16 protein-coding genes and 4 tRNA genes are annotated in these 18797 nt (G+C 72.8%); 11 read left to right on the top strand and 9 right to left on the bottom strand.

Annotated elements, in window-relative coordinates:
* Positions 1-54: 54 nt before the first annotated feature.
* On the bottom strand, positions 55-1980 hold the full coding sequence (gene thrS, locus ACVWW9_RS12980; protein ID WP_354261609.1) for a threonine--tRNA ligase: 1926 nt from the start codon (positions 1978-1980) through the stop codon (positions 55-57).
* 73 nt (positions 1981-2053) lie between these two features.
* The gene (locus ACVWW9_RS12985; protein ID WP_456515837.1) at positions 2054-3547 is read right to left on the bottom strand and encodes a protein adenylyltransferase SelO; all 1494 of its coding nucleotides are present in this window, start codon (positions 3545-3547) and stop codon (positions 2054-2056) included.
* A gap of 105 nt (positions 3548-3652) precedes the next feature.
* Between ACVWW9_RS12985 and ACVWW9_RS12990 the strand changes: the two genes are divergently transcribed.
* Positions 3653-3895, top strand: coding sequence for a hypothetical protein (locus tag ACVWW9_RS12990; RefSeq protein ID WP_354260528.1), 243 nt, complete (start codon positions 3653-3655; stop codon positions 3893-3895).
* A gap of 48 nt (positions 3896-3943) precedes the next feature.
* On the opposite strand, the gene ACVWW9_RS12995 is transcribed toward ACVWW9_RS12990, so the two are convergent.
* The 3 genes from ACVWW9_RS12995 to ACVWW9_RS13005 form a co-directional block, all read right to left on the bottom strand.
* A tRNA-Val gene (locus tag ACVWW9_RS12995) sits at positions 3944-4018 on the bottom strand.
* Positions 4019-4032: 14 nt separating this feature from the next.
* A tRNA-Cys gene (locus ACVWW9_RS13000) sits at positions 4033-4103 on the bottom strand.
* A gap of 61 nt (positions 4104-4164) precedes the next feature.
* Positions 4165-4236 (bottom strand) — tRNA-Gly (locus ACVWW9_RS13005).
* Positions 4237-4381: 145 nt separating this feature from the next.
* On the opposite strand from ACVWW9_RS13005, the gene ACVWW9_RS13010 reads away from it, so the two are divergent.
* Positions 4382-4457, top strand: a tRNA-Val gene (locus ACVWW9_RS13010).
* 57 nt (positions 4458-4514) lie between these two features.
* Here ACVWW9_RS13010 and ACVWW9_RS13015 read toward each other — a convergent pair.
* The gene (locus ACVWW9_RS13015) at positions 4515-4907 is read right to left on the bottom strand and encodes a four-helix bundle copper-binding protein (RefSeq protein WP_456515838.1); all 393 of its coding nucleotides are present in this window, start codon (positions 4905-4907) and stop codon (positions 4515-4517) included.
* Positions 4908-5011: 104 nt separating this feature from the next.
* Here ACVWW9_RS13015 and ACVWW9_RS13020 point away from each other — a divergent pair, with 104 nt between their 5' ends.
* On the top strand, positions 5012-5689 hold the full coding sequence (locus ACVWW9_RS13020) for an SDR family NAD(P)-dependent oxidoreductase (RefSeq protein ID WP_456515839.1): 678 nt from the start codon (positions 5012-5014) through the stop codon (positions 5687-5689).
* 60 nt (positions 5690-5749) lie between these two features.
* On the opposite strand, the gene ACVWW9_RS13025 is transcribed toward ACVWW9_RS13020, so the two are convergent.
* Positions 5750-6982, bottom strand: coding sequence for an ammonium transporter (locus ACVWW9_RS13025; RefSeq protein ID WP_123698014.1), 1233 nt, complete (start codon positions 6980-6982; stop codon positions 5750-5752).
* Positions 6983-7149: 167 nt separating this feature from the next.
* Here ACVWW9_RS13025 and ACVWW9_RS13030 point away from each other — a divergent pair, with 167 nt between their 5' ends.
* The gene (locus ACVWW9_RS13030) at positions 7150-8349 is read left to right on the top strand and encodes a Na+/H+ antiporter NhaA (RefSeq protein WP_456515840.1); all 1200 of its coding nucleotides are present in this window, start codon (positions 7150-7152) and stop codon (positions 8347-8349) included.
* A gap of 5 nt (positions 8350-8354) precedes the next feature.
* Here the strand turns inward: ACVWW9_RS13030 and zapE are convergent, their stop codons facing one another.
* A complete protein-coding gene (gene zapE / locus ACVWW9_RS13035; RefSeq protein WP_456515841.1) occupies positions 8355-9350 on the bottom strand; it encodes a cell division protein ZapE in 996 nt (331 codons plus the stop codon).
* A gap of 125 nt (positions 9351-9475) precedes the next feature.
* Here zapE and ACVWW9_RS13040 point away from each other — a divergent pair, with 125 nt between their 5' ends.
* Positions 9476-10366 carry a sulfurtransferase gene (locus ACVWW9_RS13040; RefSeq protein ID WP_456515842.1) on the top strand — a complete coding sequence of 297 codons (891 nt, stop codon included), beginning with the start codon at positions 9476-9478 and terminating at the stop codon, positions 10364-10366.
* Positions 10363-10791, top strand: a complete 429-nt coding sequence (locus ACVWW9_RS13045) for a SufE family protein (protein ID WP_456515843.1) — start codon at positions 10363-10365, stop codon at positions 10789-10791. Before ACVWW9_RS13040 ends, ACVWW9_RS13045 begins: the two co-directional genes overlap by 4 nt.
* Before the next feature lie 9 nt (positions 10792-10800).
* On the opposite strand, the gene ACVWW9_RS13050 is transcribed toward ACVWW9_RS13045, so the two are convergent.
* Positions 10801-12012, bottom strand: coding sequence for an alpha/beta hydrolase family protein (locus tag ACVWW9_RS13050; protein WP_456515844.1), 1212 nt, complete (start codon positions 12010-12012; stop codon positions 10801-10803).
* A gap of 22 nt (positions 12013-12034) precedes the next feature.
* Here ACVWW9_RS13050 and ACVWW9_RS13055 point away from each other — a divergent pair, with 22 nt between their 5' ends.
* The 5 genes from ACVWW9_RS13055 (at position 12035) to ACVWW9_RS13075 (ending at position 18794) form a co-directional block, all read left to right on the top strand.
* On the top strand, positions 12035-12631 hold the full coding sequence (locus ACVWW9_RS13055; protein WP_123698020.1) for a DUF3000 domain-containing protein: 597 nt from the start codon (positions 12035-12037) through the stop codon (positions 12629-12631).
* Positions 12624-13844, top strand: coding sequence for an HRDC domain-containing protein (locus ACVWW9_RS13060; protein ID WP_456515845.1), 1221 nt, complete (start codon positions 12624-12626; stop codon positions 13842-13844). The genes ACVWW9_RS13055 and ACVWW9_RS13060 overlap by 8 nt, the downstream gene beginning before the upstream one ends.
* Positions 13845-13918: 74 nt before the next feature.
* The gene (locus ACVWW9_RS13065; RefSeq protein WP_456516036.1) at positions 13919-15124 is read left to right on the top strand and encodes a thiolase family protein; all 1206 of its coding nucleotides are present in this window, start codon (positions 13919-13921) and stop codon (positions 15122-15124) included.
* A complete protein-coding gene (locus ACVWW9_RS13070) occupies positions 15124-17265 on the top strand; it encodes a 3-hydroxyacyl-CoA dehydrogenase NAD-binding domain-containing protein (protein WP_456515846.1) in 2142 nt (713 codons plus the stop codon). Before ACVWW9_RS13065 ends, ACVWW9_RS13070 begins: the two co-directional genes overlap by 1 nt.
* A 26-nt stretch (positions 17266-17291) precedes the next feature.
* Positions 17292-18794 carry a DUF7059 domain-containing protein gene (locus tag ACVWW9_RS13075; protein WP_456515847.1) on the top strand — a complete coding sequence of 501 codons (1503 nt, stop codon included), beginning with the start codon at positions 17292-17294 and terminating at the stop codon, positions 18792-18794.
* The last annotated feature ends 3 nt before the right edge of the window (positions 18795-18797 follow it).

Raw genomic sequence — 18797 nt, forward strand, 5'->3', positions numbered from 1 at the left:
GGGAGTCCCGCTGCACCGCAGCGCGCTCCGCCGCCTCGTCCAGGTCTCGGTCGGTCACACGTGGGCCTTCGTGTCGATGGCCTCGACGATGCGGCGGATGGCCTCGTCGACCGGCACCCCGTTGTCCTGGGTGCCGTCGCGGAAGCGGAACGAGACGCTGCCTGCGTCGCGGTCCTGGCCGCCGGCGATGAGCTGGAACGGCACCTTCATGAGCGTGTGCGTGCGGATCTTCTTCTGCATCCGCTCGTCGCTGCGGTCGATCTCGACGCGCACGCCCTTCGAGCGCAGCTGCGCCGCGATGTCGTCGAGGTAGTCGGCGTAGTCGGCCGCGACCGGCACGCCGACGACCTGCACGGGCGCGAGCCAGACCGGGAACGCGCCGGCGTAGTGCTCGAGCAGGATCGCGAAGAACCGCTCGATCGAGCCGAAGAGCGCCCGGTGGATCATGATGGGCCGCTGCTTCGAGCCGTCGGCGGCGGTGTACTCGAGGTCGAAGCGCTCAGGCAGGTTGAAGTCGAGCTGCACCGTCGAGAGCTGCCAGGAGCGGCCGATCGCGTCGGTCACCTTGAGGTCGATCTTCGGTCCGTAGAACGCGGCCTCGCCGGGCTCCTCGACGACCTCGAGGCCGGACGCGCGCGCGACGCGGCGGAGCGCATCCGTCGCCGTCGCCCAGACCGCCTCGTCGCCGATCCACTTCGCCTTCTCGTCGTCGCGCATCGACAGCTCGAGGCGGAAGTCGGTGAGCCCGAAGTCCTTGAGCAGCGAGAGCACGAACTCGAGGACCTTCGTGGTCTCCTCCTCGAGCTGCTCGGGCGTGACGAACAGGTGCGCGTCGTCCTGCGTGAAGCCGCGCACGCGGGTCAGGCCGTGCAGCGCGCCCGAGAGCTCGTTGCGGTAGACGGTGCCGTTCTCGGCGAGCCGCAGCGGCAGGTCGCGGTAGCTGCGCGCACGATCCTTGTAGATGAGGATGTGCATCGGGCAGTTCATGGGCTTCAGGTAGTAGTCGACGCCCTGCTTCGTGACGTTGCCCGCCTCGTCGCGCTCCTCGTCCATGTGGATGGGCGGCCAGATGCCCTCGGCGTAGGTCGCGAGGTGCCCGGAGGTGGCGAAGAGGTCCTGCTTCGTGATGTGCGGCGTGTAGACGTAGCTGTAGCCCTGCTCGATGTGCCGCGTGCGGGCGTGCTGCTCCATCTCGCCGCGCGCGATCGCGCCGCGCGGGTGCCACACCGAGAGGCCGGAGCCGACCTCGTCGGGGAACGAGAAGAGGTCGAGCTCGCGCCCGAGCTTGCGGTGGTCGCGCTTCGCGGCCTCCTCGAGGCGCTGCTGGTAGGCGCGCAGCTCGTCCTTGGAGGGCCACGCGGTGCCGTAGATGCGCTGGAGCTGCGGCAGGTCGGTCTTGCCGCGCCAGTAGGCGCCGGCGACCCGCATGAGCGAGAAGCCGTTGCCGATGAGCCGCGTCGAGGGCAGGTGCGGTCCCCGGCAGAGGTCCTTCCAGGCCACCTCGCCGGTCTTCGGGTCGACGTTGTCGTAGATCGTCAGCTCGCCGGCGCCGACCTCGACGGATGCGCCCTCGGCGGCCTTGTCCGCGCCGCCCTTGAGCCCGATGAGCTCGAGCTTGTAGGGCTCGTCGGCGAGCTCGGTGCGTGCCTCGTCGTCGGTGACGACGCGGCGCACGAAGCGCTGCCCCGCCTTGACGATCCGCTCCATCTCTTTCTGCAGCGCCTTCAGGTCGTCGCTCGAGAAGGGCTCGGCGACGTCGAAGTCGTAGTAGAAGCCGTCCTGCACGGGCGGGCCGATGCCCAGCCGCGCCTCGGGGTTGACGCGCTGCACCGCCTGGGCGAGCACGTGGGCGGCGGAGTGGCGCAGGATGTCGAGGCCGTCGGGGCTGTCGATCGTGACCGGCTCGACCGACCCCGACTCGACCGTCTGCGTCTCGGTCAGCTCGCGCGCGAGATCCTGCAGCTCACCGTCGACGCGCATGGCGACGACGGCACGGTCGGTGAAGAGGTCGAATCCTGTGGTCACTGCTCCATCGTAGGCGCGGCGGCGTGCCTCACGTGCCGCAGTAGGTGCGGTAGGCGCGGAAGCTCCGCTCCGGGCTCGGCGCCGCGTAGCGCTCGAGGCCGGGCCGCTCGTCGAAGGGCCGCTGCAGCGCGTCGAGCAGCCGCTCGAGCGGGGCGAGGTCGCTGTCGGTGGCGGCGGCGAGGGCCTCTTCGACGAGGTGGTTGCGCGGCACGTAGACGGGGTTCGTGCGGTCCATCGCGTCGGCGTCGGGGCCGAGCGCGAGCCAGCGCTGCGCCCACGCGTCGAACGCCTCCCGGTGCACGAAGAGGTCGCGGAGCGGCACGATGTCGGCGGCGAAGGGAGCGGTCGGCTCGCCGCCGCGGGCGAGCGTCCCGAGCGCGCGGAAGCACGACGTGAGGTCGACCCTGCCCGACTCCATGAGCGCGAGCAGCTCGTCGACGACGAGCGAGGCCGCGTCGTCGTCGACATCCGCCGGGAGCCCGAGCTTCGCCCGCATGCCGCTCGACCACGCGGCGCGGTAGCGCGGCGCGAACCCGTCGAGCGCCTCGACCGCCATCGCGACCGCCCGGTCCTCCTGCTCGTCGAGCAGCGGCAGCATCGCCTCGGCGAGCCGGGTGAGGTTCCACTCGGCGATCGCCGGCTGGTTGCCGTACGCGTAGCGGCCGCGCTCGTCGATCGAGCTGAAGACGGTCTCGGGGTCGTACCCCTCCATGAAGGCGCACGGGCCGTAGTCGATCGTCTCGCCCGAGATCGTCATGTTGTCGGTGTTCATGACGCCGTGCACGAAGCCCACGAGCATCCATCGCGCGACGAGCGACGCCTGCGCAGCGATCACGGCGCGCAGCAGCGCGAGGTACGGATGCTCGGCGGCAGCGGCGTCGGGAGCGTGGCGGGCGACCGCGTGGTCGGCGAGCCGCCGCAGCAGGTCGAGGTCGCCCGTCGCCCGGGCGTACTGGAACGTGCCGACGCGCAGGTGGCTGCTCGCGACCCTCGCGAGCACCGCGCCCGGCAGCCACTCGTCGCGGCGCACGAAGCGCCCGGTCGCCACCACCGCGAGCGAGCGGGTGGTCGGGATGCCGAGCGCGTGCATCGCCTCGCTGATCACGTGCTCGCGGAGCATCGGCCCGACCGCGGCGAGGCCGTCGCCGCCGCGCGCGAAGGGCGTGCGGCCGGAGCCCTTCAGGTGCAGGTCGCGCAGCGTGCCGTCGTCGCCCTCGAGCTCGCCGAGCAGCAGCGCCCGGCCGTCGCCAAGGCGCGGCGAGTACGCACCGAACTGGTGGCCCGCGTACGCCTGCGCGACCGGCGTCGCGCCGTCCGGCACCGCGCTGCCCGTGAGCAGCCGCAGTCCGGCCTCGGAGCGCAGCGCAGCCGGGTCGAGGCCGAGCTCGGCGGCGAGCGGCTCGTTGAGCACGAGCAGCCGCGGATCGGCGGCCTCGGCACCGCGCCACGGCACGGCGAGCTCTGGCAGCTCGGCGGCGAACCTGCCGCCGAGCGCGACGGTCGCGGACGGGATCGTGGTCACGGCGGGAGGCTACTCCTGTACCCCGGACGTCGCCTCAGGCCGTGAGGCAGCGCCGGCGTGCAAGTCGAGCCGCTCGAGCGGTGCTCCCAGGCGTACCCTCAGAAGATGGACCATCCCACGCAGCACCCCGTCTACTCCCCCGCCGACATCGCTGCAGTGCTGACGGAGCTGACGGCCTGCGGCACCGATCCGCTCGTCCTGCGCCGCTGGGCGGGCCGCCGCGAGGTGCACACCGCGATGGTGCGCGCGAGCAAGGCGCTCAGCTCCGTGCGCCTGCCGGGCAGGACGCCCGGCGGCGGCTGGGTCGAGTTCGCGCTCGTCGAGGGCGCCTGGACGCGCACCCGCTAAGACCCGCTCGGCGCACGAAGAAAGCCCCCGGCAGTGCCGGGGGCTTCGTGGTGGGCGATACTGGGTTCGAACCAGTGACCTCTTCCGTGTCAGGGAAGCGCGCTACCGCTGCGCCAATCGCCCTTCGGTGATGCTCGAGGTGGAGACGGGATTCGAACCCGCGTAGACGGCTTTGCAGGCCGCTGCCTCACCACTCGGCCACCCCACCAGGTGGTGTGAGATTCACACGTGACATCTGTCATGACGTTGCTGTCGTGACATTCCTGTCGAGCGGATGACGAGATTCGAACTCGCGACCCTCACCTTGGCAAGGTGATGCGCTACCACTGCGCCACATCCGCGGGGCTCATCGCTGAGCACCTGATGACTATAACCCGCTTCGCAGGATGATTCCAAATCGACCGCCTGGCGCCCGGATCGAGACGTGCGTGGTCATCACCCGTGCACAGTCTGTGGCAGAATCGATGCGTCCCGCCTGGCGGGCACGGGCGATTGGCGCAGTTGGTAGCGCGCTTCGTTCACACCGAAGAGGTCATCAGTTCGAGTCTGGTATCGCCCACCAGCGCGAAGGCCCCGGCAGCTGCCGGGGCCTTCGTCGTGTGCCACGGCCGTTCGCCGCTCATGCCGCCTCGCACATCTCGGCGCAGCGCTCGCACGCCTCGGCGCACGCACGGCAGTGCTCCGCGTCGTGCCGCCGGCACTCGGCCGCGCAGGCGCGGCACATCGCGGCGCACGCGGCGAGCAGCGCCGCACTCGCCTCCTGCGGCAGCGTCGCCCGGGAGAGGATGCGCGCTGCCGCCTCGCAGAGGTCGGCGCACGCCTCGCACATGACGGCGCAGTCGTCCATGCCCTCCTCGCGGTCGGCGCGCGCGCAGTCGCGGCATGCCGCCGCGCACGCCTCGAGCTCGGCCACGTGCGCGCCGAACGTCCCGACGTGCGGCCCGCCGTCCTCTCGGGCTCCGTGGTCGTGGGCGCCGTCCTCGTGAGCTCCGTGCTCGTGTCCCTCGTGCATCCGTGCCTCCTCTCGGCGGGCGGGGCTGCCCGCGCATCGTGCCGGCGACCGTACGCGCGGAACCTCGGCACCGACCGTGAGGTGCCGCCGCTAGCGTGGCCGGCATGGACCTCCAGATCTCCGACCATGTCGTCCTCGTCGTCGGCGGCACCGGCCTCATCGGCAGCGCGGTGGCGGATGCGGCGCGCGCCGAGGGCGCGACCGTCGTCACCGCCGCGCGCGGCGAGGGCGCCGACATCCGCCTCGACGGGGCGGACGACGCCTCCGTCGACGCCGCCGTCGCTGCGGTGCTCGAGCAGCACGGGCGGATCGACGCGCTCGTGATCGCGGCCGCACCGCCGGCGCAGTCGCTCGATCCCGCGAAGCAGGGCGACCCGGCGCAGGTGGCCGCCGCCGTCGAGGGCAAGGCGATGACGTTCCTGCGGATCGCGAACGCCGTCATCCCGGCCATGCGGGCCGCGGGCTACGGACGCATCGTCGGCCTGAGCGGCCAGAACGCGCTCATCACCGGCAACATCACCGGCGCGGTGCGGAACGCCGCCCTCATCATCGCGGCGGAGAGCCTCGCCGACGAGCTCGCCGGCACCGGCGTCTCCGTCAACGTGGTCAACCCCGGCCCGGTGACCGAGTCGCCGAAGGCCGAGGTGGCCCAGGGCAAGCCGGGCGACTCCTCACCCCAGCAGGTCGCGTTCGCGGTGCTCCCGCTGCTCTCGCCCCGCTCGGCGATCTCGTCCGAGTCGATCGCGGTCGGCCACAAGGTGCGGGGCGCCGTCGCGCTCTGACCGACCGCGCACGCGGAAGGGGGCCGGCTCACGCCGGCCCCCTTCGCTGCATGCTGCGTGTCAGACGCGCTCGCGCTCGAGCTCGTAGCCGTACGCGTCCTCGCCGTGCACGGTCTGGTCGACACCGGCCAGCTCGTCCTCGTTCTTGACGCGGAAGCCGATCGTCTTCTCGATCGCGAAGCCGATGACGAAGGCGATCACGAAGGCGTAGACCATCACGCCCACCGCGGCGATGACCTGCACGGCCAGCTGGCCGGCGCCGCCGCCCAGGAAGAGGCCGGTGTCGGTGGCGAAGAAGCCGAGGTAGATCGTGCCGATGAGGCCGCCGACGAGGTGGATGCCCACGACGTCGAGCGAGTCGTCGAAGCCGAGCTTCCACTTCAGCTCCACGGCGAGCGCGCAGACCGCACCGGCGATGGCGCCGAGCAGCAGCGCCCAGCCGGGCGTCAGGTTGGCGCAGGCGGGGGTGATGGCGACGAGGCCCGCGACAGCGCCGGAGGCGGCGCCGACCGACGTGGGCTTGCCGTCCTTGAACTTCTCGACGAGCAGCCAGGCGCAGATCGCCGCTGCGGTCGCGCCGAGCGTGTTGAGCGTGATGAGGCCGGCGTTGCCGAGGCCGTTCAGCCACTCCGCACCCACGTTGAAGCCGAACCAGCCGAACCAGAGGATGCTCGCACCGAGGATGACGAACGGCACGTTGTGCGGCTTGTGGGCGCCCTTCGTGAAGCCGATGCGCTTGCCGAGGACGAAGGTCAGCGCGAGCGCGGCCGCACCGGCGTTGATGTGCACCGCGGTGCCGCCCGCGTAGTCGATGACGGCCGGGAGGCCGAGCAGCTCGCCGAGCGAGAACACCCAGCCGCCGCCCCAGACCCACGCGGCGATCGGGAAGTAGCCGAGCGTGGCGAAGGCGCCGGCGAAGAGCATCCAGGCGCCGAACTTGGCGCGGTCGGCGATGGCGCCGGAGATGAGGGCGACCGTGATGATCGCGAAGGTGGAGCCGTAGGCGACGCCGACGAGGTCGGTGTTCGCGCTCTCACCGGCGGCGAGCGCCGCGAGGCCGAAGTCGCTGAACGGGTTGCCGGAGAACGCGAAGGGTGAGTCGACCGCAGCCATGTTGAACCCGTAGAGGATCCAGAGGGTGCCGACGAGACCGATGGCGCCGAACGACATCATCATCATGCTGATGACGCTCTTGGCGCGCACGAGCCCGCCGTAGAAGAACGCGAGCCCGGGCGTCATGAACAGCACGAGGGCTGTCGCGATGACGCCGAAGGCGATGCTGCCTGCATCCATGAGAGGTGCTCCTTGGGGGTATCCGAAGTGGGACTACTGCTGAGGTTGCACCAGGCCCGTTTCGCCAGCCGTCGTCCTCACGTTTCGCGACGGTTACGGATGCGCACCCGTGTTTCGGGCGCGTTTCGCCGCGCGGCGCGGTGCTGGCCGGGTGGGAGGATGACGGCATGACGTGGATCCGGAACCCCCAGGTGTCGGCGATGCTCCTCCTCGGGGCGGCGATCCTCGGGCTCGTGATCGCGAACACCGGGCTCGGCCCGGGCCTCGACGCGCTCAAGCACGCGCACCTGCCCTTCACGGTCTTCGGGCTCGACCTCTCGGCCGCCCACTGGGTCACCGACGGCCTGCTGGTCGTCTTCTTCTTCGTCGTCGCGATCGAGCTGCGCTACGAGTTCACGCAGGGCGACCTCTCGAGCGTGTCGAAGGCCGCCGTCCCCACGATCGCCGCGCTCGGCGGCGTCGCCGTGCCCGCGATCCTCTACTTCAACCTCGCCGGCGCCGACGGCGCCCAGGGCTGGCCCATCCCGACCGCGACCGACATCGCCTTCGCGCTCGGCGTGCTCGCGCTCGTGGGCAAGCGGCTGCCGTCGAACGTGCGGGCGCTGCTGCTCGCGCTCGCGGTCATCGACGATCTCATCGGCATCCTCTTCATCGCCGTGTTCTTCACCGAGTCGCTCTCGCTCGGGCACCTCGGCCTCGCCGCGGTGGGCGTCGTCGGCTTCTGGCTGCTGGGCCGCGCCTACCGCACCCGCCGCGGCAGCTGGCTGCTGCGCATCCTGCTGCTCGTCGTCGGCGTCATCACCTGGTGGCTCGTCGCCTCGAGCGGCATCCACGCCACGATCGCCGGCGTCGCCCTCGGCCTCGTGCTCTCCCCCGCGCCCGCGGAGTCGGCGCGCGAGAAGCTCGAGCCGCTCTCGAACGGCATCGTGCTGCCGCTGTTCGCCTTCACGTCGGCCTCGGTCGCGATCCCGCAGGTGCCCATCAGCGAGCTCAGCCCTGTCTTCTGGGCGATCGTCGTCGCCCTCCCGGTCGGCAAGCTCGTCGGCATCACGGCGGCGGGGCTCCTCGGCCAGGCCGCGCTGCGCGTGCCGCGGCTCGAGCGGGTGCGCTTCACGGAGCTCATCGGCATCAGCCTGCTCGGCGGCATCGGCTTCACGGTCTCGCTGCTCATGAACGAGCTCGCGCACCGCACCGCCGAGGACCTCATCGTCGAGGGCACGCTCGGCGTGCTCACCGGCTCGCTCATCGCGGCCGTGCTCGGCGCGATCTACCTCACGGTGCTGAACCGCAGGTACCCGCCGGTGGAGACGGCCGCGATCCGGGCGCTGAACGCCGAGGAGCAGCTGCACCGCACCGACGGCGTCTAGACGCCCTACTCGTTCGCGAGCGCGACGAGCCGCGAGATGGCTCGCAGGTACTTCTTGCGGTAGCCGCCGCCCAGCATCTCCTCGCTGAAGACCTGGTCGAGGCTCGTGCCGCTCGCGCGCAGGGCCACCTGCGCGTCGTACAGCCGGTCGACGAGCGCGACGAAGCGCAGCGCGTCGTTCTGGTCGGTGAGCACGCGCACGCCGCGGAGGCCGAGGCCCCGCAGCCCCTCGACGAGCCCGATGTAGCGCGACGGGTGCACGTGGGCGAGGTGCGCGATGAGCGCGTCGAAGTCGTCGAGCGCCGTCTCGCCCTCGATCGTGGCGAGCTCGGTCTCGACGGCGTCGTCGGCGACGACCGGGGCGTGACCGGTGATGTCGCGGTGGCGGTAGTCGTCGCCGTCGATCCGCATGATCTGGAAGCGGTCGGCGATCGCGGTGATCTCGCGCAGGAAGTCGGCAGCGGCGAAGCGGCCGTCGCCGAGCGCGTTCGGGGGCGTGTTGCTCGTGGCGGCGAGCTTCGTGCCGCTCGCGACGAGCTCGCCGAGCAGGCGCGTCATCACCATCGTGTCGCCCGGGTCGTCGAGCTCGAACTCGTCGATGCAGACGATCCGCGAGCCCTGCAGCTGCTGCACGGTCTCGGCGTAGCCGAGCGCGCCGACGAGCGCGGTGTACTCGATGAACGTGCCGAACACCTTCGGACCGGGCATCGCTTTCCAGAGCGACGCGAGCAAGTGCGTCTTGCCGACGCCGAACCCGCCGTCGAGGTAGATGCCCGGCTTCACCTCCGGCGCCTTCCGGAACAGGCCGCGCTTCGGCTTCGTCCACGCCTCGACGAGCTCCTGCATCCGCTGCAGCGCCTCACCCTGCGACGGATGCGCGGGGTCGGGCCGATACGACGCGAACGTCGCGCCGTCGAACTGCGGCGGCGGCACGAGGCTCGCGACGATCTGCTCCGCGCCCACCTGCGGTCGGCGCTCGACGAGCGAGATCGGTGCTGGCATGGGCGCTCCTTCGGCGACGCCGGGAGGGCCGGCGGGAAGATTCGGTGGGAGGATGGCGTTCCCCCTCACCGAGCCTAGTCAGGCACACGAACCCCCTGGACCGAGAGCCAGGAGAAGGAGACGCCGTGACCGAGTCCGAGCCCCGCTTCGCCGAGTACGCAGCACCCGACCGCCTGGTCTCCACGGCGTGGGTGGCGGCGCACCTCGACGATCCGGACGTCGTCATCGTCGAGTCCGACGAGGACGTGCTGCTCTACGAGGTCGGTCACATCCCGGGCGCCGTCAAGGTCGACTGGCACACCGAGCTCAACGACCCGGTGCAGCGCGACTACGTCTCGGCGGAGGCGTTCGCCGACCTGCTGCGCCGCAAGGGCATCGGCCGCGACTCGACCGTCGTCTTCTACGGCGACAAGGCGAACTGGTGGGCCACCTACGCGCTCTGGGTCTTCGCCCTGTACGGCCACGACCGCACCCGCATCATGGACGGCGGCCGGGACGCCTGGATCGCCGAGGGCCGCGAGCTCACCCGCGAGCCCGCGAAGCGCCCCGCCGTGGAGGTGCCGGTCGTCGAGCGCGACGACCGCACGCTGCGCGCGTTCCGCGACGACGTGCTCGCGCACCTCGGTCGCCCGCTCGTCGACGTGCGCAGCCCCGAGGAGTACTCGGGCGAGCGCACGACCGCGCCGGCCTACCCGGAGGAGGGCGCGCTGCGGGCGGGGCACATCCCCACAGCGGCGAGCGTGCCGTGGGGCCGCGCCGTGAACGAGGACGGCACCTTCCGCTCGCGCGCCGAGCTCGAGGCGATCTACCTCGACGGCGCGGGGCTCCGCGGCGCCGACGACGTCATCGCCTACTGCCGCATCGGCGAGCGCTCGAGCCACACCTGGTTCGTGCTCACCCACCTGCTCGGCCTGCCGGGCGTGCGCAACTACGACGGGTCGTGGACGGAGTGGGGCTCGCTCGTCGGCGTGCCCATCGCCGTCGGCGCCGAGCCCGGCGAGGTGCCGGCTCGATGACGCTTACCCCCGCCCTGCAGCGGACGGTCGACGACTTCCAGTCCATGGAGGAGGGCGACCGGCTGCAGCTGCTGCTCGAGTTCGCCGACGAGCTTCCCGAGCTGCCGCAGCGCTACGCCGACCACCCCGACCTGCTCGAGCGCGTCGCCGAGTGCCAGTCGCCGGTGTTCCTCTTCGTCGAGGTCGACGAGCGCGTGCACGTGCACGCGACGGCTCCGGCGGAGTCGCCGACCACCCGCGGGTTCGCGTCGATCCTCGCGCAGGGCCTCGAGGGCGCGAGCGCCGACGAGGCGCTCGCGGTGCCGACCGACATGCCGCGGCTGCTCGGGCTCGACCGCGTCGTCTCGCCGCTGCGGCTGCGGGGCATGGCCGGGATGCTCGGCCGCATCCAGCGCCAGGTGCGGGAGCGCGCGCAGGAGCGCTAGGCCCGCCGGTCAGTCGAACGCGGCGAGGGCCCGCTCGTCGAGCCAGCCGCCCAGCTCGCGCAGGTAGCGCGCCCGGTCGAGGTTCCAGAGCTTCGTGTGCCGGGCCGTGCGCCACTCGCGGTAGTCGACGATGTCGGGACGCGCCTCCGCGAGCGCTCGCGAGGCGTCCGGCGGCACGAAGCCATCGTCCGCGGAGTGGAGCAGCAGGATCGGCTGCGTCAGCGCATCCGCGTGCAGCACGTTGTCGAGCTCGTCGAAGTCGAGGCTGCGGCTGCCGGAGAGCAGCGCCGCGGGCGACTCGAGCAGGCCGATCGCGGTGTCGACGAGCCATGCCGGCTTCCGCACCAGCGCGACCTGCAGGCGCAGGGTCGGCTGCCACCGGACCACCGGCGAGTCGAGCACGATCGCCACGATGCGCCGGCGGTGGCGGGAGCGCCGCGCGACCTGCAGCGCGATCTGCCCGCCCATCGACCATCCCATGAGCACGATGTGGCGGGCGCCACGGGCGACCGCGACGCCGATCGCGTCGTCGACGTCGCGCCACTCGTCGAGCCCGAGCCGGAACTTGCCGTCGCGGCTCGGCGGCGCCTCGGTGTCGTTGCGGTACGAGACGGCCATGCAGGGGATGCCGCGCTCGAGGAAGGCCGGCACGGCACGGATCGTCTCGCGGCGCGTGACCCCGCGGCCGTGCACCTGGATGCACCAGGTGTGCGCCTCCTGGTCGCCCATGATCCAGGCCGGCGCGGGCCCCAGCTCGGTCGGCACGTCGACGCGCTCGACGTCGTCGGTCACCTCCTGCGGCAGGTGCAGCACGTACCCGGACCAGCGGGCGCTCGTCGCCCCGGCGAGCAGCTCGCGCGCCGGCTCGTCGATCGCGCGGGTCACGCTGTGCGCGTCCTCCGCGACCACGGGGCCGAGCACCGCGTGCCGCTCCCCCACCCACAGCGCGTAGGTGCCTGGCAGCCCGGTGTCCGGGGTGCGGCCGAGCCGCACGCCGCGCGCGTCGACACCGAGGATCTGGATGTCGTCGGGCTGCGTGCGCGGCGGCGTCACGAGCATCGAGGCGAGCACCGCCGAGGCGCCCGTGATGGCGAGGCCCGCGCCTGCGACGAGCACCCCGGCCCCGGCGAGCGCGATCGCGCCGGCGCGGCGGGAGGCGGGGGTGGCACGACGGGCGGCGGGCGCGGGGGCGGTGGCGGCGCGCCTCGCTCGGGTGGTCACGGGGGAATCGTAGTCTTGCCGGGTGGACACGAGCAGTGGAGCCCCCGCCCCCGAACCCGAGGCGTTCCGCGCTGCCGTCGACCAGCTGCGGCGCGCAGAGCTCCGCTCCGAGCTGTCGGTGCGCGAGATCCCGGCGCCAGGGCGCATCGCGCCGCACTCGTTCGCGATCGCGGCCGACGTCGGCGTGACGAGCCACGGGCACGACTCCGACCTCGGCACCGGCCGCTTCATCCTCATGCACGACCCCGAGGAGCCCGAGGCGTGGGGCGGCGACTTCCGCATCGTGAGCTTCACGCAGGCGTCGCAGGATCCCGAGATCGGCGTCGACCCGTTCCTCGCCGAGGTCACCTGGACCTACCTGCTCGAGGCGCTCGAGCAGCGCGGCGCCGAGCACCACTCGGAGTCGGGCACCGCGACGAAGATCCTCTCGAGCGGCTTCGGCGAGCTCGCCGCGCAGGGCGATGGCGCGCAGATCGAGCTCCGCGCTTCCTGGACGCCCACCGGTCACGACTTCGGCGCTCACCTCACCGCCTGGACCGATCTGCTCTGCGCCATCGCGGGCCTCCCGGTGCAGCCCGGCGCCACCGGCCTCGACGCGCACAGGCGCACGCGTGGCTGAGCTGCGCGAGGCCGTCGCCGAGGGTCCGTTCGACGTCATCGCCGACCCGGATGCCCTCCGGGCGGCAGCCGACCGGCTCGCGGCCGGCACGGGGCCTGTCGCCGTCGACGCCGAGCGGGCGAGCGGCTTCCGCTACTCGCAGCGGGCGTACCTCGTGCAGCTGCACCGCCGCGGCGCGGGCACCGTGCTCGTCGACCCCACGACGATCGACGACCTCTCGCCGCTCCAGGACGCGATCGGCGGCGAGGAGTGGATCATCCACGCCGCGAGCCAGGACCTGCCGTGCCTGCGCGAGGTGGGCCTCGAGCCCGCGACCCTCTTCGACACCGAGCTCGGCGCCCGCCTCGCCGGCTTCGAGCGCGTCGGCCTCGCCGCGGTCACCGAGCGGCTCGTCGGGCTGAGCCTCCGCAAGGAGCACGGCGCGGCCGACTGGTCGACCCGGCCGATCCCCCGCTCCTGGCTCGAGTACGCCGCGCTCGACGTCGAGGTGCTGCCGGATGCGCGCGACGCGCTCGCCGAGGAGCTCGCCCGGCAGGGCAAGGAGGAGCTCGCCGCGCAGGAGTTCGCCTACGCGCTCGAGCGCCGGCCCAAGCCGCCGGCCGCCGAGCCGTGGCGCCGGCTCTCCGGCATCCAGGCGATCCGCGACCGTCGGCAGCTGGCCGTGGCGCGCGAGCTGTGGCTTGCCCGCGACGAGCTCGCGCGCTCGACCGACACCGCGCCGGGCCGGCTCGTGCCCGACCGGTCCCTGCTGGCGGCGGCGCTCGCCGACGTCGACGCGAAGGGCCGGCTCGCGGCACGCAAGGACTTCACCGGCCGCGCGAGCCGCAGCGAGCTCGACCGCTGGTGGGCGGCCATCGAGGCCGGCCGCGCCACGGACGATCCTCCCGCGCTGCGGGCGAGGTCCGACGAGCCGCCGCCACCGCGCTTCTGGCGCTCGCGGAAGCCCGAGGCCGACGTGCGGCTCAAGCACGCCCGGGCCGCCGTGCAGGCCGCGGCGGAGGAGCTGTCGATGCCGGCCGAGAACCTGCTGGCGCCCGACACCATCCGCCGGCTCGCGTGGGAGCGCGTCGAGTCGACGCCCGAGGCGGTCGCCGAGGCGCTGCGGGAGCGCGATGCACGGCCGTGGCAGGTTGCCGCGACTGCACAGAGGATCGCTGCTGCATTTGTAGAGGCGGACCAAGCCGGTCCCGAGCCCGTCGACGCCCCCTCGTAGGAAGCGGCAACCGCGGAGCGCGCCCTCGGCGCGCATTCCTACACTGATGCCGCAATCACCCCCAATCAGGAGGCATCGTGGCTGACGACGACGTCGTGTTCGTGGACGGCGTCCGCACCCCATTCGGGCGCGCGGGCGAGAAGGGCATGTACTGGCAGACCCGAGCGGACGACCTCGCGGTTAAGGCGCTCACCGGTCTGCTCGAGCGGAACCCGAGCCTGCCGCTCGACCGCATCGACGACGTCGCGATCGCCGCGACGACGCAGACGGGCGACCAGGGCCTCACGCTCGGCCGCACCGTCAGCATGCTCGCGGGCCTCCCCGTCACCGTGCCGGGCTACGCGCTCGACCGCATGTGCGCCGGCGCCATGACGGCCGTCACGACCGTCGCGGGCGGCATCGCCTTCGGCGCCTACCACGTCGCGATCGCCGGTGGCGTGGAGCACATGGGCCGCCACCCGATGGGCCTCGACGCCGACCCGAACCCCCGCTTCGTCGCCGAGAAGCTCGTCTCGATGGACGCGCTCAACATGGGCAAGACGGCAGAGCGCATCCACGACCGCTACCCGCACCTGACGAAGGAGCGCTCCGACCGCTACGCGATGGCGTCGCAGCACAAGTACGCCGCCGCGCTCGAGGCCGGGCACATCCAGCACGACCTCGTGCCGGTCGCCACGCAGACGGCAGAGGGCTGGGGGCTCGCCACCGCGGACGAGGCGCCGCGCCCCAGCACGACGATGGAGGGCCTCGCGGCCCTCAAGACGCCGTTCCGCGACCACGGCCGCGTCACGGCCGGCAACGCATCCGGCCTCAACGACGGCGCGACCATGTCGATCGTCGCCTCGTCGTCCGCGGCGAAGGAGCTCGGCCTGTCGACCCGGATGCGGATGGTCTCGTTCGCGTTCGCGGGCGTCGACCCCGACATCATGGGCATCGGCCCGGTGCCGTCGACCGAGAAGGCGCTGCACAAGGCCGGCCTCGACATCTCGGACATCGGCCTGTTCGAGCTCAACGAGGCGTTCGCCGTGCAGGTCCTCGCCTTCACCGACCACTTCGGCATCGACGACGACGATCCCCGCATCAACCCGTGGGGTGGCGCGATCGCGATCGGCCACCCGCTCGCCTCGTCCGGCGTGCGCCTCATGCTGCAGCTCGCGCGCCAGTTCGAGCAGCGCCCCGACGTGCGCTTCGGCATCACCGCGATGTGCGTCGGCCTCGGCCAGGGCGGCACCGTCATCTGGGAGAACCCCAACCACAAGCGCTACGGGAAGGGCATCTGATGGCCGTCCGCGACGAGTTCCCCCTGCTGGCCGCCGCCGAGTTCGACGAGGTCATCACGCACAGCCACGTGCGCGACATCGCGCTGCCCTCGGGTCGCACGATGGCCCTCATCACGCTCGACAACGGCCGCGACCACACGCGTCCGTCGACGCTCGGCCCCGCCACGCTCTTCGAGCTGGGCGACACCCTGGAGGCGCAGCGCGACCGCGCCGCGAAGGGCGAGATCGACGCCATCGCGGTCACCGGCAAGCCCTACTTCCTCGCGGCCGGCGTCGACCTCAGCAACGTGGCCGACATCCCCGACCGCGCGACGGCGGCCGAGCTGCCGCGCCTCGGCCACCGCGTGCTCGGGCTGCTGCACCAGGCGCCCGTGCCGACGTTCGTCTTCATCAACGGCCTCGCGCTCGGCGGCGGGCTCGAGATCGGGCTGAACGCCGACTACCGCACGATCAACGCCGCCGCGCCCGCGGTGGGCCTGCCCGAGGTCTTCCTCGGGCTCGTCCCCGGCTGGGGCGGGGCGACGATCCTGCCGAACCTCATCGGCATCGAGCGCGCGCTCAAGGTCGTGATCGAGAACCCGCTCAAGCAGAACCGCGTGCTGAAGCCCGCGGAGGCGCTCGAGCTCGGCATCGCCGACGCGATGTTCTCCCCTGCCACGTTCCTCGAGTCGTCGATCCGCTGGGCCGACGAGGTGCTCGGCGGCAAGAAGGTCGACCGCCCGCACGTGCCCGGCACCATCGAGCGCGCGGTCAAGTGGCCGATCGCGCTGCGCATCGCGCGCGAGACGGTCGAGAAGAAGCTCGGCACGGTGCCGCAGTCGCCCTACCGCGCCCTCGACCTGCTCGAGCTGGCGAAGAAGAACGACCGCTCGCTCGGCTTCGCAGCCGAGGACGACGCGATCGCCGAGCTGAGCGGCGGCGACCAGTTCGCGGCATCGATCTACGCGTTCAACCTCGTGCAGAAGCGGGCGAAGCGCCCGGCGGGCGCGCCCGACAAGGCGCTCGCGAAGCCGGTGACGAAGGTCGGCATCATCGGCGCCGGCCTCATGGCCAGCCAGTTCGCGCTGCTGTTCGTGCGCCGGCTGCAGGTGCCGGTCGTCATCACCGACCTCGACCAGGCCCGCGTCGACACGGCCGTCGCCGGCATCCGCGACGAGATCACCACGCTCGTCGGCAAGGGCCGCATCTCCGACGACGAGGGCAAGCGCCTCACCGCGCTCATCTCCGGCACGGTCGACAAGGCCGACTTCGCCGACTGCGACTGGGTCATCGAGGCCGTCTTCGAGGAGCTCGGCGTCAAGCAGCAGGTCTTCGCCGAGGTCGAGCCGCACCTCTCCGAGACGGCCGTCATGGCGACGAACACGTCGAGCCTCTCGGTGGAGCAGATCGGTGCCAAGCTGGCCCACCCGGAGCGCCTGGTCGGCTTCCACTTCTTCAACCCGGTCGCCGTCATGCCGCTCATCGAGGTCGTCAACACGCCGGCCACCGACGACGCGACCCTCGCGACCGCGATGCGGGTCGCGAAGGACCTGAAGAAGAACGCGGTCATCACGCGCGACACCCCCGGCTTCGTCGTGAACCGGGTGCTCGCGAAGCTGCTCGGCGAGGCGATGCACGCCGTCGAGCAGGGCTCGTCGTTCGAGGACGTCGTCGCCGCGCAGCGCGCGTTCGGCTTCCCGATGGACCCGTTCGTGCTGCTCGACCTCGTCGGGCTCAAGGTCGGCGCCCACGTGCTCGACACCCACCACGGCGCCTTCCCCGACCGCTTCTTCGAGTCGCCGGCGCTGCACGAGCTCGCCGCCGAGGGCGTGCTGCTCGAGAAGGACGGCAAGGGCGAGCCGAAGGGCATCGACAAGCGGGCCCGCAAGATCGTCGCGAAGCACACGCCCGCGGGCGCGGTGGCGCTCTCGGTCGACGAGCTGCGGCTGCGGATCGAGGACGGCCTCGCCGACGAGATCAAGCGGATGCTCGACGACGGGGTGGTCGAGGCCGCGGAGGACATCGACCTCTGCATGATCCTCGGCGCCGGCTGGCCCTTCCACATGGGCGGGATCACGCCGTACCTCGACCGGGTCGGCGCGTCCGAGCGGGTCTTCGGCGGCACGTTCCACGAGCCCCGCGTCGCCGGGCCGAAGGCCTGACCGGCCGGATCCGGCAGACTGGCGGGATGCACGCCGCCATCGACGCCCTCGCCCGTGACCTCGCTGCAGCGGGGCTCACGAGCGGGGGCGTCCGTGCGCTCGTCGGCGACGACGCCGACGCGGCGCTCGCCCGCATGGTCGCCGAGCCGGCGCGCCGGGCGGCGCTGCGCCGGCCCGGCGCGCGCTCGACCCTGCTGCGCGCGTTCGTGCTCGGCGACGCCGTGCCGGAGACCGCGATGGCGGAGGCGCTGCCGGCGATGGGCGTCGACGGCGCCGTCGCGCTCGGCATCGCCGAGCGTCGCGCAGGGCAGGTGCGGCTCGTCGCGCCGCTCGTCGCCATCCGGCCGCACGCGTTCCGCGACGCGCTCGGCGAGGGCGAGTGGTGGATCGCGAGCGACCTCGACGAGCTCGCGGGCGTCGCACCGCTGCGCCCCGACCACGTGCTCGGCGTCGGCGGCGCCGCCCGCACGCTCGCGTCGCTGCTGCCGCCCCTCCCGGTCGACCGCGCGCTCGACCTCGGCACCGGCTGCGGCGTCATCGCGCTGCACCTGCGGCGGCTCGCACCGCACGTCGTGGCGACCGACATCTCGGAGCGCGCGCTCTGGTTCACCGGCCTCAACGCCCGGCTGAACGGCGTCGACGGCATCGAGACCCGGCTCGGGTCGCTCTTCGCACCGGTGGCCGGCGAGCGCTTCGACCTCATCGCCTCCAACCCGCCCTTCGTCATCACCCCGCGCGCCGAGGGCGTGCCGGCGTACGAGTACCGCGACGGCGGCGCGACCGGCGACGGGCTCATGGCTGCGGTCGTCGGCGGCCTCGCCGCGCACCTCGCGCCGGGCGGCACCGCGCGGCTGCTCGGCAACTGGGAGACGGTCGCAGGAGCCGCGGGGATCGACCGGGTGCGGCCGTGGACAGCCGGGCTCGACGTCTGGGCCATCGAGCGCGAGTCGCTCGACCCGGTGCGCTACGCCGAGCTGTGGCTGCGCGACGGCGGCACGCTCCCCCGCGACGAGGCGCACGACGCACTGCTCGACGCCTGGCTCGACGACTTCGAGGCGCGCAAGGTCTCGGCCGTCGGGATGGGCTGGCTCGCGCTGCGCCTGCCCGCGACCGGCGACGTGAGCCTCGCCCGCTTCGAGCGGCTGCCGCAGGCGATCGCGCTCGAGCACGCGGGCGCGCACCTCGCGGCGGCGTTCGACGCCGCCGCCTGGCTCGCCGGGCTCGACGACGGCGCCCTCGCCCTCGAGCGCCTCGAGCGCGCGCCCGACGTGACGGAGGCGCGCCACCAGCTGCCGGGCGCCGCGGGGCCGAACGTCATCGAGCTGCGCCAGGGCGGCGCGCTCGGGCGCACCCTCTCGGTCGACACCGCGCTCGCCGCACTCGTGGGCGCGTGCGACGGCGAGCTGCCGCTCGGCGTGCTCATCGGCGCGATCGCCGGCCTGCTGGAGGTCGACGAGCCGATCCTCGCGGCCGACCTGCTGCCGCGCGTCCGCGAGCTCGTGGTGACGGGCTTCCTGCGCGCGGCCTGACGG

The organism is Agrococcus sp. UYP33 (genome assembly GCF_054060915.1).

Coding starts and splice junctions, on each gene's coding strand:
- ACVWW9_RS13075 (WP_456515847.1), top strand. CDS start 17,292: ATGCACGCCGCCATCGACGCCCTCGCCCGTGACCTCGCTGCAGCGGGG.
- ACVWW9_RS13070 (WP_456515846.1), top strand. CDS start 15,124: ATGGCCGTCCGCGACGAGTTCCCCCTGCTGGCCGCCGCCGAGTTCGAC.
- ACVWW9_RS13020 (WP_456515839.1), top strand. CDS start 5,012: ATGGACCTCCAGATCTCCGACCATGTCGTCCTCGTCGTCGGCGGCACC.
- ACVWW9_RS13030 (WP_456515840.1), top strand. CDS start 7,150: ATGACGTGGATCCGGAACCCCCAGGTGTCGGCGATGCTCCTCCTCGGG.
- ACVWW9_RS13015 (WP_456515838.1), bottom strand. CDS start 4,907: ATGCACGAGGGACACGAGCACGGAGCTCACGAGGACGGCGCCCACGAC.
- ACVWW9_RS12990 (WP_354260528.1), top strand. CDS start 3,653: ATGGACCATCCCACGCAGCACCCCGTCTACTCCCCCGCCGACATCGCT.
- ACVWW9_RS13025 (WP_123698014.1), bottom strand. CDS start 6,982: ATGGATGCAGGCAGCATCGCCTTCGGCGTCATCGCGACAGCCCTCGTG.
- thrS (WP_354261609.1), bottom strand. CDS start 1,980: ATGCGCGTCGACGGTGAGCTGCAGGATCTCGCGCGCGAGCTGACCGAG.
- zapE (WP_456515841.1), bottom strand. CDS start 9,350: ATGCCAGCACCGATCTCGCTCGTCGAGCGCCGACCGCAGGTGGGCGCG.
- ACVWW9_RS13045 (WP_456515843.1), top strand. CDS start 10,363: ATGACGCTTACCCCCGCCCTGCAGCGGACGGTCGACGACTTCCAGTCC.